Source organism: Verrucosispora sp. CNZ293, assembly GCF_002754655.1.
Window position 1 is genome coordinate 4,384,753 of the sequence record NZ_PEFR01000001.1, and the last position, 17,433, is coordinate 4,402,185.

The window sequence follows — 17,433 nt, forward strand, 5'->3', positions numbered from 1 at the left end:
TCCGTCGCGCCACCGAACGCCAGCACCGCCTACCGGTCCGGCCGACCCCGACGGGTCTGGACAGCCGGCGAAACCGGCGTCGGGGCCGGTACCTGCCGACCGCGAACACGGCGATCAGGGTGACCCCGGCCAGACCACCGGCGACCAGGGATGTCCCGGGCATCAGCTGTCCCCACCCGAGGTGGCCGCGAGCCGCTCCGCCCAGAGCAACCCGACCGCCTGAAGGCCCACGGCGGCGATGGCGCATCCGCCACCAACCGGGGTGTGCAGCAGAACCTGAAGTGGGTCCACCCCGATTCCGTAACCCAGACCGATCCCGCCGAGCGGCAGGGCCGCCAGCAACCAGGCGGTGGCCCGGGCCCCGGACGCCTGGGCCATGGCTGCGGCCAGCCCTCGGTCCGTCGACCTGGCGTCAGCTTCGATCCGCTCCACCAGGTCGGCAAGCGGCGCCCCGGTACGCTCGGCCAGCCGCACCGCAGCCCCGGCCAGTCGCCCGAGCCGATCCTCAGCCGAACCGGATGCCGGCCGGTCCGGCCGGCGCTGCTCGGACCCGACGGGCGGGCCGTCGTCGGCGACGGCCTCGTCCGGTTGCCGCGCAGCCGCGCTGAAGCCCGGGAACGGGCTGGTCAGCACCTGTGCGGCCACCGGTACCGGCAGACCGACCCGCAGGTCCCCGGCCAGGGCGCAGAGCTGATCCAGCCGCTCCCGGCGGTCCCGGGCGGCCCGGCCCACAATTGCCCGGCGGCGCATCGCCCGCGCCCCGAGCGTGCCGTAAGCACCCAGAGCCACTGCCGCCACGGGACCGGCGAGCAGGCCACCGACCGCTGCACCGAGCAGGCAGGTCAACACCAGGATCAACCGTGTCGTCGGCTCCGCGACGACGGGTGCTGGTCCCGGTACGACACCACCGGGTACGCCACCGGGCCGACCCGGCCGTCGGCTTCCCCGTGGCCCCGCCGGACGGGACGCGGTCGGCGCTGTCGGTGGCCTCGACACCGGCCCGGCGATCGGGGAGGCCGGCGATCTGGACGGATGGCCCGCGACCGACGAGGTTGGTGACCCGGAACCGCGCACCGACAGCCGAACACCGGCCGGACGCCGCGCCGTGCAGGTTGAGCCGGCGGACCGGGCCAGCGGGTCGCTCCCTGCCGGGACGCTTCGCTCGCCGACGACACTCGGCCCGACCCGCCGCGCGACCCGCACCGCCGGATCACTCTGCCGCGGCAACGGCACCGCCACCCGCGCATCGCCGAACCCGGACACAGCCGTCACCGCAGGCCACCCGACACCTGTCGGCTCCGGAGCACTCCGACACAGGCCCTCCGGCCCCTGGCCGTCACGCTGACCACCCGCCTCCCGGAGCGCAACGACCCACGCGACAAGCTGCTCGTCGGCCGCCTTCCCACCGTCCACCGACCACCTCGACGACAGCCGACCACGCATCCGATACGTCAGGACTGCCGCCAGGACCGGCGACACCGCCACCGCCCACCACCACGCCCCGCTCATGACGACACCGCCGACACCGGCCAGGGCTCGCACAGGATCGGCGGCACCGGCACGTCGCGGTTGCGGATCAACGTGCCGAGCGCCCGAGCGGCCAGGCCGAGCCCCCGACCTCGAATCCACGCGGGTACGGCGGTGACCAGCCGATCGGACCCTTCCGGCAGCAGCAGGCAGATGGACTCCAGCACCCGGCCCTGCGGCGTGCGGCGAATCTGGAACACCACCTGGAGCGCCGCCGCCACCTGTGCGTGCAGCGCTGGACGCGGTAGCCCGCCGAGCAGGCCGAGCGCCTCCAGCCGGGCCGGTACGTCCGACGGAGTGTTGGCGTGCAGGGTCCCCGCGCCGCCCTCGTGGCCGGTGTTGAGGGCGGCCAGCAGATCCACCACCTCCCCGCCCCGACACTCACCGACCACAAGCCGGTCGGGTCGCATCCGCAGCGCCTGGCGGACCAGCTCGCTCAGGCCGACGGCACCAGATCCCTCCACATTGGCGGTGCGGGTCTGCAGGCCCACCACGTGCGGATGCACCGGCCGCAACTCGGCGGCGTCCTCGACCAGCACGATCCGCTCGGTGCTCGGTACCAGCCCGAGCAGCGTGTTCAACAGGGTCGTCTTGCCGGAGCCGGTGCCACCGATCACCAGGTAGGCGAGCCGGGCCGCCACCACGGCAGCGAGCATCGGTGCCACCGGCCGGGCCACCGCACCCTGGGCCACCAGTTCGTCAAGGGTGAACGGCCGCTGTCGGAAGGTACGCAGCGACAGGTAGGGCCCGTCGGTCGCCACCGGCGGCAACACCGCGTGCAGCCGCGTACCGTCGGCCAGCCGCGCGTCGGCGCACGGTGAGCCGTCGTCCAACCGGCGGCCGGCACCGGCCGCGAGCCGCTGCGCGAGACGACGCACGTCGTCCGGAGTGCCCACCGGCACCGGGACCTGGTGCAGCCCCTGCCCACGGTCGACCCACACCCGCGCCCCGTTCACCAACACGTCAGTCACCTCGGGGTCGGCCAGCAGCACAGCCAGCGGACCGGCGCCCACCAGGTCGTCGCGTACCCGGTCGGCGATCCGCAGCAGGGCGTTGTCACCGAGTACTGCGGCGTCGGGTTCGGCGCGTACCGCAGAGACGATCGCGGCCGGGGTGACAGGCGCGGTGGTGGCGGCGATCCGCTGCCGGACCCGGGCCGCGAGATTCTCCCCCGTCATGCCGCACCCGCCACGGGCTGGCCGGTGAGGTCGGAGACGATCCGCTGGCAGAGCTCGGCCAGCGGCCCGCGCCCACCGGCCGCCGGGGCCTCACCCCGTTCCAGTCCGCGGCACAACCCGGGCTCCGGCCGCAGGGAACCGGCCAGCGGCAGGCCGAGTGCCCTGGCGACCTCGGTGGCTCGCAGTCGACCGGGAGCGGGACCTCGCACGATGACGGACAGGTCGTGACAGTGCGGGGCCACCGCTGCGACCACCCGGGCCGCGGCGGCGGTCGCCCGCAGTTCAGCCGGCACCACCACGAACGCCCGGTCGACAGCCTGAAGCGCGGTCACCGCGGCGTCGTCGAGCTGCCGGGGCAGGTCGACCACCACGAAGTCCCGGCTCCGCCGGGCGGCGTCCAAGGTGGCGGCCACCGCCTCGGCCGGCACGGCGACCAGGTCACCCCGGTCCCAGGAGAGCACCACCAGATCACCACGGCTGGGCAACGCTCGCACCAGGGCTGGCGCGTCGACCCGCCCATCGGCTCCGGTGAGCGCCGGCCAGCGCAGCCCTTCAAGTTGCTCCCAACCGAGCACCAGATCCAGCCCACCGCCCAGCGGGTCGGCATCGAGCAGCAAGGTCCGCAGCCGGGCTCGGGCAGCGGTGACGGCGAGGCCACCGGCGAGGATGCTGGCACCCGCGCCGCCCCGACCGCCGACAAGCGCCACCATTCGGGCCTGGGCGGTGGCCGCGCCCTCGACCTCGCAGTCGGCGAACCGGTCAACCAGCCACGGCTCGGCCGCCGGCAACACGGCCACGTGTTCGGCACCGAGCAGGTCGGCCACCTGCCAACCTGACTCGACATCGCCGGACCGCCCCACCAGAACCAGCCGGGAACGCCGGGGCAGCCGCGCCCGCAGGCAGGACTGCGCCTGGTCACTGCCGACGAGAACCAGCGGAGCAGATCGCCAGCGGGTGCGGGCAGCCGCCGGATCGGCGGCGACCTCCACCTCGACTCCTCCGGCGGCAGCGAGCCGGAGCAGGTCGTCGAGCAGATCACCGTCCGAGGTGACGACCAGCGGCAGGCGCCGGTCCGGTGGGAGGGAGGTACGGGGTGGCATCGCGGCCTCCAAGCGGTCGGCGCGGGTTCACTGGGTCGAACCCTGCCGCCGTTGCCACCCCGTACGCCGCCCCAGGCGGCCGGCCTGTGGACAACGAAGCGTTCTGTGGACAACGCCCACAACGGTCGTTGATCTGTTATGTGGACGGTCCGCACATCGCACCTATCTCGACCCCCAACACCCATGGCGGGACGTGAGGTGCACCACGCATAATCGACGTCCTGTGCCGTCGGCCGAACGGCATTCCTCGCCGGATCGAGGTCATGACTCAATCGCCAGAACACGAACCTCCCCGTGTCGAGCCGAGGCTGCGGGTCGGCCCCTGGCTGTTCGACCCGCGCTCCCGCGCCAGGCAACTGCCGGCGCGTCCGGTCCCGCGCGCGCTGCCACCGGCACCGGCCGCAGGCGACGACGGGCCGGTCACCCCACCCCCGCCCGTACGCGAGTCGGTTGTCGCCCTCGGGCCCGCCCACCGCGCTCCCGGCCGGATGTCGCACCGGCTGATGCTCGCGGGCCTCGCCGCCGCTGTGCTCGGCCTCATGTTCACCGCGCTCTGGCCGGCGACCGAACCCCCGACCGTCGCGGCGCCGGACGTGCCGTCGGACTGGATCCCGCCGCAACCGGGCGGCCCCGGGTCCAACCTGGACGGTGTCGCCTCCGCCGGCGCGCTGTCGCCGTCCACCCCGGCCGCCTCGTCGTCGGTCGGAGGTGTCTCCTCCTCCCGGCCACAACTGAGCCGCCGGGCGACACCGATCCCGTCGGCCACCCAACCCCCCTCGTCGACCGTGCCGCCCAAGCCGAGCGCCCGCCCGACCCCGTCGCCGAGCCGGTCAGCAGGCCCGCCACCGACCACCCGACCACCCGAACCGGCGCACCTGACCCCGCTACCGGCATGGCGGGAACATGACCTGCGCTCGCTCAGCGGTGGCAGCGAGACGAGCATCGAGTTCGTGAACCTCCGCCAGCGATCGGTGATCGTCTACTGGCTGGACCACCGTGGGCACCGGAGGCAGTACGCCGTGCTGCAACCGCGCGAGTCGTACCGGCAGCACACGTACGTCGGACACCCCTGGGTGGTGACCGACCGTCGAGGCCGCGCCCTGGTCTGCTTCGAACCGACCCGTACCCCCGCCCGCGCCGTGATCAGGTAACCCTGGTGCGACCGACTGCCGTGCGTAGCGCCCGGTGAGGCTGTCCGCTGGGTGACAGCATCCTGACGGAGCGGCGGGACGCGCCTACGCTGGGCGCACCTTTCGCCGGCCACGCTCCGGAGGGAGCCGTCCCATGCCGTCCATCCTCGCCATGGCACTCCTCACGGCCGCCCTGACGGCCGCACCCACCGCCGCCGTGTCACCCGCCCGCACCGACTACCGTGCGGTGGACCTCGGCACGCTCGGTGGCGACAGCAGCTACGCCACCGCCATGAACGACCGCGGTGACGTGGTCGGCCGCGCCCAGGACGCGGCCGGCATCTACCACGGATTCCTCTGGCGCAACGGTCGGATGATCAACCTCGGCGACCTTGTCCTGCACGACCTCAGCCTCGCCGGAGTCAGCACCGGGGGCGAAGTGGTAGACCTCAATGACCGCGGACGCATCGCCGCGTCGATCCGTCCGGTCTGGGGTATGAGTCGCGCGGTGGTCTACCACCCGCGTTGACCGAACCAAGGCCCTGGCGCAAAGGGACGACCCCCGTCGGGGGGAGACGGGGGTCGTCTGAAGGTTCGGCTCCGGGGGGGTCGAGCCGAACCCACTCAGCGGTCACGGGGGGTGCAACCGCCGAGGGTCTGCCAGTTGTACGAGCGATGAATGCTCGTGCTGTGAACAAGTCTGCCTGAGGGGACCTGTGTACGTCGAGTGGTGTAACCTCCACTCCCTGCGAAATCCTGTTCGCAGCGTGTGACCGCGGTCACTGTTCGCAGGCGGGTGGAGGGCCGACTCGCAGGTCCGAGTGCTCTTCAGCCCCCGGGCACCCGCCGACCATAGACCATCGGGCTAGACTTTCGCGCCGTGGGCCGAAGTGCCGCTTTCTTCGATCTGGACAAGACCGTCATCGCCAAGTCGAGCGCCCTGGCGTTCGGCAGGCCGTTCTACCGGGACGGTCTGATCACGCGACGTGACGTGGTCAAGTCGGCGTACGCACAGCTGATGTTCCGGCTGGGCGGCACCGACGAGCAGACCATGGCCCGGACTCGCGATTATCTTGCCACCCTCTGTAAGGGGTGGCCGGTGGAGCAGGTCCGCCAGATCGTCGCGGAGACGCTGCACGAGCTGATCAACCCCTATGTGTACGCGGAGGCCGCCGCGCTGATCGAGGAGCACCAGGCTGCCGGTCGGGACGTGGTGCTGGTCTCCGCGTCCGGCGAGGAGATGGTGCGTCCCATCGGCGCGCTGCTCGGGGTGACCGACGTGATCGCCACCCGGATGGGTGTGGTCGACGGTCGGTACAGCGGTGAGGTCGAGTTCTACGCCGCAGGTCCCAGCAAGGTCGAGGCGGTGAGCGAACTCGCCGCCGAGCGCGACTACGACCTGGCCGACTCGTACGCCTATTCCGACTCGTACAGCGATCGGCCGTTGCTGGAGTGCGTGGGTCGTCCGACAGTCGTCAACCCGGACCGGCAGCTACGCCGGCTGGCGGTGGAGAACGCCTGGCCGGTGCTTGAGTTCCGGCACCCGATCCCGTTGGGCCGGCGACTGCGTGAGCGGCCCGCCGTTCCAGTCGCCGCGGCCGCCCTCGGCGTGGGTGTCGGGGTGGCGATCGGCATCGCCTGGTACGGCCGGCACCGCCGCACCCGGGCCAGCGCCTCGCCGGCCTGACCAGCTGTGCACCAGGCCGACCAGGTGCGCGTACGTGCGCCGGTCAGGCGGCCAGGATCTCGTCCCCGATCGCGGTGAGCTGGTCGGCACCCACCTCGACGGAGGACATGTAGTGGCGCAGCCAGGAGCGCAGCCCGTCGGGGGTGCCGGTGGCGAAGGCGCCGGCCGCACCCACGTACTCCGGCTCACGCTCGCGGTGCCCGACGTCGACGGCGAGCAGGCCGCGTGGATCGAATCCGCTGGAGAGCAGGACGAGCCGGGCCGCGCCCCGGGCCACCACGCCGGACGGGCCGGCGAACGGCCGTAGGTTGAGCAGTTCACCGTGCACGACGGCGGCCAGCACCAGCGGGGTGACCTGGGTGCCACCGGCCACCAGCGCGGCCAGTCCGTCGAGCCGGGCGGCGACCACCGGGTCGTCGATCGGGCGACCCAGTTCGGCTTCGGTGACCACCTCGCGGGCGGCGAGCACGTGCAGCTTCGCCAAGACCTGCCGGGGTGCCTTCGGCCAGAGTTCGCTGAGCCCGGGCAGGGCTCCGGCCACCCGCAGCGCGCCCTGGAGCACAGGTTCGGTGACGGTGCCGGCGCGTACCGTCTCCCGTTCGTGGTCGTGGCCCTCCAGCCCGGCGCTGGCCACCGCGGAGCGCAGACTCACCTCGGCGGCGACCTGGCCGCCATGGCGGCGCAACGCCCGGTGGCCGAGGGCACCGTCGAACCGGTCGCGGGCGCGCTCCACGGCGGTGGCGATGTCGGCGAGGTCGAGCAGCGGCGCGAGCGGATCGGCGGTCACCCAGTCACGGTAGCGGCGATGCCGGTGTACCCGAGCGTGAGTGGCCGGCAACGCGATCCCCGCCACTGCTCTGCACCTTGGCGCGTGGGACGGGCCGTTTGGCGACGGGGGCGCGGGGGATCGGTCGCCTCGCTCGGCCGCCGCGACTAACCTGCCCGGGAGAGACCCAGGTCACCCGAGCGACGAGGAGTCACCGCATGAGCGAGCGGCAGCGAGCGAATCATCAATGCAGCGCGCTGGTCCCTCATGCCGGCACGAAGCGAAGCGGAGTGCGGGCATGAGCGAGGCATTGGCCAATCTGCTGAACGAGACGCGCCAGTTCCCGCCGCCGGCCGAACTCGCCGCCGACGCCAACGTCACCGAGGCGGCGTACGCCGAGGCGGCGGACGACCGGCTCGCCTTCTGGGCGCGCCAGGCCGCCCGGCTGGCCTGGACCAAGCAGTGGGACCAGGTGCTGGACTGGTCCCGTCCGCCGTTCGCTAAGTGGTTCGTGGGCGGGCAGTTGAACGTGGCGTACAACTGTCTCGACCGGCACGTGGAGGCCGGCCGGGGTGACAAGGTGGCCATCCACTGGGAGGGCGAGCCCGGCGACAGCCGCACCATCACCTACGCCGACCTGCACCGGATGACCTGCCAGGCGGCGAACGCGCTCACCGACCTCGGGGTGACCGCTGGTGACCGGGTGGCGATCTACCTGCCGATGATCCCGGAGGCCGCGGTCGCGATGCTGGCCTGCGCCCGGATCGGCGCCACGCACAGCGTGGTCTTCGGCGGCTTCTCCGCCGAGTCGCTTACCAACCGGATCCAGGACGCCTCGGCGAAGGTGGTGATCACCGCCGACGGTGGCTACCGGCGGGGCAAGCCGTCCGCGCTCAAGCCGACAGTCGACGAGGCGGTGGCGAACTGCCCGTCGATCGAGCATGTCCTGGTGGTTCGGCGTACCGGTGAGGAGGTGGGCTGGTCCGAGCGGGACCACTGGTGGCACGAGGTGGTGGAGCAGGCGTCGGCCGAGCACACCGCGCAGTCGTTCGACGCCGAGCATCCGCTGTTCATCCTCTACACCAGCGGCACCACCGCCCGCCCGAAGGGCATCCTGCACACCACCGGCGGTTACCTGACCCAGGCGGCGTACACCTCGCACGCGGTCTTCGACCTGAAGCCGGAGTCCGACATCTACTGGTGCACGGCGGACATCGGCTGGGTGACCGGCCACTCCTACATCGTCTACGGTCCGCTCTCCAACGGTGTGACCCAGGTGATGTACGAGGGCACCCCGGACACCCCGCACAAGGGCCGCTTCTGGGAGATCGTCGACAGGTACCGGGTGACCATCCTGTACACCGCGCCGACGTTGATCCGCACCATGATGAAGTGGGGTGAGGAGATCCCGGCCGAGTACGACCTCTCCTCGCTGCGGCTGCTCGGCAGTGTCGGCGAGCCGATCAACCCCGAGGCCTGGATGTGGTACAGGCAGCACGTGGGGCACGGTGAGCTGCCCATCGTGGACACCTGGTGGCAGACCGAGACCGGCAGCATGATGATCTCGCCGTTGCCGGGCGTGACCGCCGCCAAGCCCGGTTCGGCGATGACTCCGCTGCCGGGCGTCGTCGCCGACGTGGTGGACGACCAGGGCCAGTCGGTGCCCAACGGCGGTGGCGGTTACCTGGTGCTACGCGAGCCGTGGCCGTCGATGCTGCGCACCATCTGGGGCGACGACAACCGGTTCATCGAGACGTACTGGTCGCGGTTCGGCGCGGGGGCCACCGGCGACGCCGACGACCCGTGGATCTACTTCGCCGGTGACGGTGCGAAGAAGGACGACGACGGGCACATCTGGCTGCTCGGCCGGGTCGACGACGTGATGCTGGTGTCGGGGCACAACATCTCGACCACGGAGGTGGAGTCGGCGCTGGTTTCGCACCCGTCGGTGGCGGAGGCGGCGGTGGTCGGTGCCACCGACCCGACCACCGGGCAGGCGATCGTCGCGTTCGCCATCCCGAGGGGGAGCACCGAGATCTCCGGCGAGGCCGGCGAGCAGCTCATCGCCGACCTGCGCAACCACGTGGCGAAGACGCTCGGACCGATCGCGAAGCCCCGGCAGATCATGCTGGTGCCGGAGTTGCCGAAGACCCGTTCCGGCAAGATCATGCGTCGGCTGCTGCGGGACGTGGCGGAGAACCGTTCGCTTGGTGACGTGACCACGTTGCAGGACTCGTCAGTGATGGACCTGATCTCGTCCGGGATGAGCGGCGGCAAGTCCGACGAGGACTGAGCACAGGCGTACGACCTGAAGGGTGGCGGTCCGGCAGCGGGCCGCCACCCTTCGTCATGTTCCGGCAGGCCGCGACCGGATCGAGATGTGACAGTGAAAACGCCTGCCAAAAAATATCTGCTACAAATCTGGGCCTGACCCCTTCCCACCAGCCCCACAGGTGCCTAAGTTCACCACTGGCCCCATTCACGGGGGCCTTTTTCACCGGCCCACAACCCCCGACGGGCCGGTTCCCTCAATCCGGAGGTACCACGTGCGGAAAGTCGCAGTGGGTCTGCTCGGGCTCTCGTTGACGGCAACAGGACTGACGGTCGGCTCATCCGCCGCCGCCGCGCCACAGCCGGAGACGCCGGCGGCCGCCCCGTCCATCGCGGAGCCCGCCCACGCCGAGCACGATCTACCGAACCCGCTGGAGGCCAAGCGCCGCGCCCTGCGCCAGGAGGGCCTCAGTGAGGTGCTCTCGGGCCGCGCCAAGGCAGAACGGATCAACGGCAGCACGGTGGTCAAGGTCGGTGAGCGGGCCACCCGTGGCGGTGCGGCCGGTCGCAACGCCAAGGCCACCAAGGGCGGCCGGGGCCCCACCGAGAAGCAGTACGTCGAGCTGTCCCGGGAACAGACCGACCAGATCTTCGTGATCCTCGCCGAGTTCGGCAACGACCGGCACCCCGACTATCCCGACCAGGACACCGATCCGAAGATCCCCGGCCCGACGAAGTTCGACGGGCCACTGCACAACGAGATTCCCGAGCCGGACCGGTCGGTGGACAACTCGACGGTCTGGCAGGCGGACTACGACGCCGAGCACTACCGGAAGCTCTACTTCGGTACCGGCCCCGGCGACGAGTCGGTGAAGCAGTACTACGAGGCACAGTCCTCCGGTCGGTACAGCGTCGACGGTGTGGTCACCGACTGGGTCAAGGTCCAGTACAACGAGGCCCGCTACGGCCGTTCCAGCGGCTACCCGTGCGACGGGATCGTCTGCAACAACGTCTGGGCGCTGGTACGCGACGCCGCCAACAAATGGGTCGCCGACCAGCAGGCGGCCGGTCGCACCGACGAGGAGATCGCGGCCGACGTCCGGGCGATGGACCAGTGGGACCGCTACGACCACGACGGTGACGGCGACTTCAACGAGCCGGACGGCTACATCGACCACTTCCAGATCGTGCACGCCGGTGGCGACATGGCCGACGGCGACCCGATCCAGGGCGAGGACGCCATCTGGAGCCACCGCTGGTACGCGTACGCCTCCGACCAGGGCCGCACCGGTCCGTCGAACTTCCCGGCGGGCGGTACCCAGATCGGCAGCACCGGCATCTGGATCGGTGACTACACCATCCAGCCGGAGAACGGCGGTCGCAGCGTCTTCTACCACGAGTACGCCCATGACCTCGGCCTGCCGGACGACTACAACGTCATCAGCGGCGGCGACAACAACAACGAGCACTGGACGCTGATGGCCCAGAGCCGCCTCGGCGCCAAGAACGACGGCGGCATCGGCGAACGCGGCGGTGACCTCGGCGCCTGGAACAAGCTCCAGCTCGGTTGGCTCGACTACGAGGTGATCGTGGCCGGGCAGAAGCGGACGCTGACCCTCGGCCCGCAGGAGTACAACACCAAGCAGGCCCAGGCCGCCGTGGTGGTGCTGCCCGAGCGGGAGTACACCTTCGACAACGGCGCGCCGTTCGAGGGTGACAAGCAGTTCTTCTCCGGCAACGCGGACGACCTCAACAGCACGATGACCCGGACGTTCGACCTGGCCGGGAAGTCTTCGGCGACCCTGTCGATGAAGGGCCGCTACAGCATCGAGGCGGACTACGACTACCTGTTCTTCGAGACCTCGGTCGACGGCGGGCAGAGCTGGACGTCGCAGCCGGGCACCGCCGACGGCGAGCCGCTCAAGGAGATCTCCCCCGGCCGGTTCGCGCTGGACGGCACCTCCGACGACGAGTGGGTCGACATCGAGATTCCGCTGGACCAGGTGGCCGGTGACAGCGTCGCGTTCCGGCTGCGCTACCAGACCGACGGTGGTGTCTCCGAGGGCGGCTTCTTCGGTGACGCGGTGACGCTGACCGCCGACGGCGAGACCGTCTTCACCGACGGTGCGGAGTCCGACGCGGACGGCTGGACGTTGGCCGGCGGGTTCGAGGTGGTCGAGGAGACCTACACCCGGAGCTTCGCGAACTACTACATCGCGGGCACCCGGCAGTACATCTCGTACGACAAGTACCTCAAGACCGGGCCCTACTTCTTCGGGTACGAGAACACCAAGCCTGACTACGTGGACCACTACGCGTACCAGGAGGGGCTGCTGATCTCGTACTGGAACACCAGGTGGGCGGACAACGACACGTTCGCGCACCCGGGCGAGGGCCGGAACATGATCATCGACGCCCACCCGCGGCCGATCTACAACCTGACCGGGCAGCCCTGGCGGGCCCGCATCCAGGTCTACGACGCGCCGTTCAGCCTGAAGAAGGCGGACTCGTTCACGCTGCACCTGAACAGCCAGCCGCAGTACATCCGTGGGCAGGCCGCGCAGCCGCTGTTCGACGACACCAAGCAGTACTGGTTCCCGGAGTTGCCGAACCACGGCGTCAAGCTGCCGGCCACCGGTACCAAGATCAAGGTGCTGGAGCAGAAGGGCATCAACACAAAGGTCCGTTTCTCCTGATCCGCTGAGCAACAGGCGTGATGCCCCGGGCAGGCCACCTGCCCGGGGCATCACCCTTCCCGGCACCGGGCCACCGGGAACCGATGCGACGTTGCGCCCGTCGTACCCCTGTGCCCACCACCACCCGCACCCGAGTGCCGGCGGCCTGCCTCGTCGCGCTGCTGGCCCTGGCCGGTTGCGGTGCGCCGGACGGAGACACCGTGACCGCCGATCAGCGCCAGCCGGGCGGCCCGTCGACGGGCAGCCCCGACGACCGGGCCGACGACACCACAGGTCAGCCACCCTCCGGGCGTACCGGTGGAACGCTGTCGCCCACCGACCCGCCGCTGATCGGCACCCCGACGGCACCGCCGCGCCATCCCACCGAACTACGCAAGACGAATGTCCTGGCCGGCCGGCTCAGCCAGGGCGGCAGCGGCCCCTGCTACACACTCGTCACCGACGACGGCCGCGAGTACGCCCTGCACGGCGTCGACAAGGGCACCTTCGCCACCGGCACCTGGGTACGGGTGACCACCGCCACGGCAACGGCCGAGGTGGACTGCGGCCCGGGCATCCCGCTCAGCATCCTCAAGATGACACCTGTCGGTTGACGAGGCCGCGCCACCCTCCGCGACGCCCGCCGCCGCATCGACCACGCCTCGGCGCGACAAGCGACGTCGACCCAGGCCCTAGGCTGTCGCACATGACCGAGCAGCGTGGCGATGCCGTCGACGAGTCCTGCGTACTCACCGAGGGGCCGTGGACGCACCGGTTCGTGGGTGCCAACGGCAGCCGCTTCCACGTGGTGGAGGCGGGTACCGGGCCGATGGTGCTCTTCCTGCACGGCTTCCCCGAGCACTGGTGGGCCTGGCACCGGATGCTGCCGGCGGTCGCCGACGCCGGCTTCCGCGCCGTCGCGATGGACCTGCGCGGCTACGGCGCCAGCGACAAACCACCCCGGGGGTACGACGGTTACACCCTCGCGGCCGACGTGGCCGGACTGATCCGGGCGCTCGGCGAGCGGTCGGCCACAGTTGTCGGTACCGGTGCCGGCGGCATGATCGCGTGGACTGCGGCGTCGTTCCACCCCAACCTGGTACGCCGGCTGGTGGTGCTCGGTGCCCCGCACCCGCTGCGGCTGCGGGCCGCCATCTTCGCCGACCCACGCGGTCAGTTCGCCGCGTCGACACCGGCGCTGAGATTCCAGCTGCCCCGGTACGAACATCTGCTCACCCGCGACGACGGCCGGGCGGTGGAGGAGATCATGCGCCGCTGGGCCGGCCGCCGCTGGGTGACCAGCTCGGACTTCGCCGACTACGCCCAGCGCTACCGGGAGGCGATGCGGATTCCGCAGGCCGCCTTCTGCGCCCTGGAGGGCTACCGGTGGGCGTTCCGGTCGGTACTGCGGCTGCACGGCTACCGGTTCGTGAAGCTGATGCAGCGCCCGCTGGCCGCCCCCACCCTGCAACTGCACGGCGCGCGGGACGTGGCGGCGCTGCCACGCACCGCCCAGGGCTCCGGGCGCTACGTCAGCGGACCGTACGAGTGGCGGCTGCTCGACGAGGTCGGGCACTTCCCGCACCTGGAGACACCGGACCTGGTGCTCGGCGAGATCCTCCGGTGGGCGAAGTCCTGACCGGGCGGACGGCCTCAGACCCGCTGCTCGCGTACGTCGGTGACCTCGCGGACGGGTGCCCAGCCCTGGTAGACACCGAAGTCGAAGGCCTCCAGCCGCATCGCCTGCGCGACGGGCCAGCGCCCGCCGGTGTACTCGACCCGTAGCCACCCGTCGTGCTCGGCCAGCACGATGAACGGCTGCCCCTTCCAGGTGCAGGTCGTCCGGACGTACGCCAGCTCCTCGATCTCGTTTGCCGGGACGACCCGGACGTGCCGGCCGGGGCGCACCTCGGTGAAACCCTCGGTGGCCTCCGGCTGGTAGAGCCGGACCTCGCTGCCGTCCGGACTGGCCTGGAACTCCCGGCCGCGCCAGCGCGCCACGTAGCCGTCGCGCATCACCGTTCGCCGACCTCCTGCCAGGAGAGCGTGTCGGCGTCGAGCACGGCGATCAGCCGCTCGGTGCCGGCGGCGTCGATGCGTACCAGCTGGGCACCGTGCGGCAGCCGGACGCTGTCCACCTTGAACTCCGCCAGCACGTCACTGCCCTCACCGGGAGCGAAGCCGTTGCCCCGGAACGGGGGCCGCTCGATGACCCAGCCCTCCATCGCCCGCATGGCCGCCTCGTTCTGCCCGCCGTAGGGGATCCGGTACAGGCTCGGCCGGTACGCCGGCCACCGGAGCACGTAGATCTGTTCGGCGTCCGGTGTGAAGGGCGACTCGGGGTGGCCGAGGCCGAGCGCCTGGTAGAGGGCGGCCGGGGTGGTGAGATGCGCCAGCTCGCTCGCCCGGTGGACGAACCCGGAGACCCGGTCGTAGCCCCGTTCCAGGTAGTAGCCGAGCTGGCTCGACGCGATCGCCTTCTGCATCACGATCGGCCGGGCCAGGTCACCCGCCGGGGCCGCCTGCCGTGGGCTGCTCGCCGGGGCGGGGGCCTCGGCCACCGGCTCGGGCTCGGCGTCGTCACCGAGGCCGAGTTCGGCCGCCCAGTTGGCCAGCCCGACGAGCTGCTCACCGGGCAGCTTCGCACCCACCGGGGTGCCGGGGTTGACGGCGAACGACCATGACGGGTCCGGCCATCTGCGGATGAGCTGAACGAAGCGGACCTGGACCGTCTCGGCCGCCGGATCGGTGTGGTCGGCGAGGCGCTGCGGCGAGGTGTAGGCCACCACGAAGGTCTGCCCGTCCAGTTGCACAGTCGGCCAGACGAAGCCGGTCTCGCCGGGGCGGCTACCGGGGGCGGACTCGGCCGCGACCGGCATCAGGACCCGGGCCAGCAGCAGCGTGGACAGGAAGGTGTCGGTGCTGCCGGCGTCCGCGGCACCGTACAGGTCCTCCTCCACCTCGTTCGCGGGCTGGAAGGGCGGACCGGCGGCGGGCGCGGTGTTCGCTCCGGACTCGGGACCGGGCGCCGGGGACTCGGGCGCCGTGGGTGCCTCGGCGATCGGCGGCGTGGCCGGCCCGGGCGCCGGGGGCGGTGGCGGTGGCGGTGGCGAAGGCGGTGACGGTGGTGCGGACACCGGCGTGAACAGCGAGGGCGTCCCGGTGACCGGGTCGGCAGCCGGGTGGGCCTCGACCGGCGGTGCCGTGCCCGCGTCGCTGTCCGTCCGGGCCCGGCTGGGCGGTGCCGGGGTGGCCGACGGTGGAGCCGCCGTCGGCTCGGGCGTCACCGTCCGGACCGGGACTATCGGCTCCGGCGGTGCCGGGGGCACTGCGGCGGTCGGCTCAGGCGGCGCCGTCGGCACCGGGACGGTCGGCTCGGATCCCGGCACCGTCGGCTCCGGGCGGGGGGTCGGGAACCGTACCGTCGGCTCGGGGTCGGCGGCCGGAAAGCGTAGCGCCGGCTCCGGCGCGGGTGGCACGTGCGGGGTCGCCAGCTCGGCGTCCTCCGGTGCCGGACGGGCCGACGGCTGGCCCGGCTGGGGCCAGCGCCCTCCTCCGCCGCCGCCCGGTGGCCCTTCGTCCACCGGCTGCGCCGGTTGGCCGTTGGTCAGGGTGAGGTCCCTCGCCTCGATGATGGTGCCCTCGATGACGATCGGGGTGAACCCGCGCCGTGGCGCGGGCGGACCGGAGACCGGCTCGGCCACCGACGTCGGCTCTTCCTCCACCGGCTGGCGGCGGGGGAGCGCCTGGGTGGGATCACCAGCGCCACCGGCGGTCGGGTCACCACCGCCCGGCGCCGCCCAGCCAGCGGGGGTACTCACCAGCAGCGGCCGGACCGGCCCGTCGGGCGGTGGCAGCGGTTGGGTCGCCTCCTCGGCCGGGCCGGGCTGCGGACGAGTGGCGGCCTGATCGTTGTCGTCGAAGACGAAGGCACGGGTCGGCCCGTCGGACTGCGGCTCGCCGGCCGGCCCCCGGCGGGGGAACGGCTGACCGCCCCGGAACCGGGACGGCGGTGTGGCCCGATCGGCGAGGCGGTCACCGCGATGCGTCGAACGACCGTTCGCGGGTTCGAAGAAGGATCGCTGGCCCGGCTGCTCGGCACCGGTGTCGGCCGGACGTCCGTTGGTGAGCGGCCCGGGCCGCTCCGGTGCCGCGGGCCAGCCCGGCCCGGCGGACGCCGGCTCCTCGTTCCGCCCGGGAGAGGGCGGCCGTCGTGGCGACAGACCGTCCATGGCGGCTGAACCGTCCGGCCGGGGACCACCGAGACCACCCGACCGCTGGCCGCCGGCACGGCCCACCCCGCCGCTGTCGGGCTGCGCCGGGGCGGGTGGCCGGTCGGCGGGCCCCGGTCGCGGGCCGGTGACCGTGCCCGACGCCGCCAGCGGCACCTCAGGGAGTTGGAAGGCCGCCGGCACCACGGGCGGTGCCGGGGAGAGTTGCGTCGGCCGGACCGGGCCGGGCGGTCGCGGCGGGGCGAGCGGATTCGGCGCCGCCGGGGCGGGCGGGGTGGTGGCGGCGTCACGGGCCCGGTTCAGCGCCTCCACCCGTTCCAGCCGGGCCCGGGCACCCACCGTACGCCCGGGCAGCCGGACGTCGCCCCGGGACAGCTGGGAGACGTACCAGGCCGGCAGATAGCCCTCGATCGGCAGGCCCGGATTCACCGCCAGCCACCACTCGTGATTGGGCCAGCTCGCGGCCAGTTCCGCGTACCCGGTGCGGCGGCTCGGGCCGGCGTGCTCCCCGAGGCAGGCGCGCATCGCCTCGGCGGAGGTGAACGCCAACACGTGCGTCCGGCCGCCGGTCGTCCAGGTGCCCCAGCCCACCGGAGTCCGCCCTGCGGCCGCCTGGGCGGAGACCGGCAGCAGCAGCTCGACACCGGACAGGATCCGGAAGTAAAGCTGCTGGTCATTGCCGTGCAGCGCGTCGCGCATCGCCGCCTCGGCCCCGGTGGCCGGCTCCCAGTCGGTCACGGCCACCCCTCCTCCCGGGCACAGGCCACAGTTATCGGATACAACCTACAAGGTGATCACAAGATCACAATGCCAGGCAGGCGGCGGCCGGCCCGGTTCGCCCACCAACCGGTAACATTCCGTTGCGGT

At 72.1% G+C, this 17,433-nt stretch carries 12 protein-coding genes and 1 pseudogene; 7 read left to right on the plus strand and 6 right to left on the minus strand.

Going from position 1 to position 17,433, the window contains the following annotated elements:
* Positions 1–162: 162 nt before the first annotated feature.
* The 3 genes and pseudogenes from CLT74_RS19950 to ssd form a co-directional block, all read right to left on the minus strand.
* A pseudogene (locus tag CLT74_RS19950) lies at positions 163–963 on the minus strand (type II secretion system F family protein); the annotation flags it as partial.
* 542 nt (positions 964–1,505) lie between these two features.
* Positions 1,506–2,705, minus strand: a complete 1,200-nt coding sequence (locus tag CLT74_RS19955) for a TadA family conjugal transfer-associated ATPase (RefSeq protein WP_099847882.1) — start codon at positions 2,703–2,705, stop codon at positions 1,506–1,508.
* Complete coding sequence (gene ssd, locus CLT74_RS19960; protein WP_099847883.1) at positions 2,702–3,805, minus strand: septum site-determining protein Ssd; 1,104 nt, start codon at positions 3,803–3,805, stop codon at positions 2,702–2,704. The genes CLT74_RS19955 and ssd overlap by 4 nt, the downstream gene beginning before the upstream one ends.
* A 263-nt stretch (positions 3,806–4,068) precedes the next feature.
* On the opposite strand from ssd, the gene CLT74_RS30870 reads away from it, so the two are divergent.
* From CLT74_RS30870 to CLT74_RS19975, 3 genes are all read left to right on the plus strand, one after another.
* On the plus strand, positions 4,069–4,956 hold the full coding sequence (locus CLT74_RS30870) for a VHL beta domain-containing protein (protein ID WP_486582425.1): 888 nt from the start codon (positions 4,069–4,071) through the stop codon (positions 4,954–4,956).
* A gap of 133 nt (positions 4,957–5,089) precedes the next feature.
* Positions 5,090–5,464: a hypothetical protein gene (locus tag CLT74_RS19970; RefSeq protein ID WP_099847884.1), complete on the plus strand. Its 375-nt coding sequence runs from the start codon at positions 5,090–5,092 to the stop codon at positions 5,462–5,464.
* A 351-nt stretch (positions 5,465–5,815) separates the two neighbouring features.
* Positions 5,816–6,622, plus strand: a complete 807-nt coding sequence (locus CLT74_RS19975; protein WP_099847885.1) for an HAD family hydrolase — start codon at positions 5,816–5,818, stop codon at positions 6,620–6,622.
* Between the two features lie 43 nt (positions 6,623–6,665).
* On the opposite strand, the gene CLT74_RS19980 is transcribed toward CLT74_RS19975, so the two are convergent.
* A complete protein-coding gene (locus tag CLT74_RS19980; protein WP_099852438.1) occupies positions 6,666–7,409 on the minus strand; it encodes an oxidoreductase in 744 nt (247 codons plus the stop codon).
* 277 nt (positions 7,410–7,686) lie between these two features.
* On the opposite strand from CLT74_RS19980, the gene acs reads away from it, so the two are divergent.
* The 4 genes from acs (at position 7,687) to CLT74_RS20000 (ending at position 13,973) form a co-directional block, all read left to right on the plus strand.
* Positions 7,687–9,681, plus strand: a complete 1,995-nt coding sequence (gene acs, locus CLT74_RS19985; RefSeq protein ID WP_099847886.1) for an acetate--CoA ligase — start codon at positions 7,687–7,689, stop codon at positions 9,679–9,681.
* Positions 9,682–9,949: 268 nt separating this feature from the next.
* Entirely contained in the window at positions 9,950–12,355 is a 2,406-nt protein-coding gene (locus tag CLT74_RS19990) for an immune inhibitor A domain-containing protein (RefSeq protein WP_099847887.1), read from the plus strand.
* Between the two features lie 110 nt (positions 12,356–12,465).
* Positions 12,466–12,948, plus strand: a complete 483-nt coding sequence (locus tag CLT74_RS19995) for a hypothetical protein (RefSeq protein ID WP_099847888.1) — start codon at positions 12,466–12,468, stop codon at positions 12,946–12,948.
* 92 nt (positions 12,949–13,040) lie between these two features.
* Positions 13,041–13,973, plus strand: a complete 933-nt coding sequence (locus CLT74_RS20000) for an alpha/beta fold hydrolase (protein ID WP_099847889.1) — start codon at positions 13,041–13,043, stop codon at positions 13,971–13,973.
* 14 nt (positions 13,974–13,987) lie between these two features.
* On the opposite strand, the gene CLT74_RS20005 is transcribed toward CLT74_RS20000, so the two are convergent.
* On the minus strand, positions 13,988–14,353 hold the full coding sequence (locus CLT74_RS20005) for a hypothetical protein (protein WP_099847890.1): 366 nt from the start codon (positions 14,351–14,353) through the stop codon (positions 13,988–13,990).
* The gene (locus CLT74_RS20010; RefSeq protein WP_486582426.1) at positions 14,350–17,304 is read right to left on the minus strand and encodes an SseB family protein; all 2,955 of its coding nucleotides are present in this window, start codon (positions 17,302–17,304) and stop codon (positions 14,350–14,352) included. Before CLT74_RS20010 ends, CLT74_RS20005 begins: the two co-directional genes overlap by 4 nt.
* Positions 17,305–17,433 lie beyond the last annotated feature (129 nt).

What these genes read in the sequence shown, in the direction of transcription:
- CLT74_RS19955 (WP_099847882.1), bottom strand. Translation starts at nt 2,705, where the DNA reads ATGACGGGGGAGAATCTCGCGGCCCGGGTCCGGCAGCGGATCGCCGCC.
- ssd (WP_099847883.1), bottom strand. Translation starts at nt 3,805, where the DNA reads ATGCCACCCCGTACCTCCCTCCCACCGGACCGGCGCCTGCCGCTGGTC.
- CLT74_RS30870 (WP_486582425.1), top strand. Translation starts at nt 4,069, where the DNA reads ATGACTCAATCGCCAGAACACGAACCTCCCCGTGTCGAGCCGAGGCTG.
- CLT74_RS19970 (WP_099847884.1), top strand. Translation starts at nt 5,090, where the DNA reads ATGCCGTCCATCCTCGCCATGGCACTCCTCACGGCCGCCCTGACGGCC.
- acs (WP_099847886.1), top strand. Translation starts at nt 7,687, where the DNA reads ATGAGCGAGGCATTGGCCAATCTGCTGAACGAGACGCGCCAGTTCCCG.
- CLT74_RS20000 (WP_099847889.1), top strand. Translation starts at nt 13,041, where the DNA reads ATGACCGAGCAGCGTGGCGATGCCGTCGACGAGTCCTGCGTACTCACC.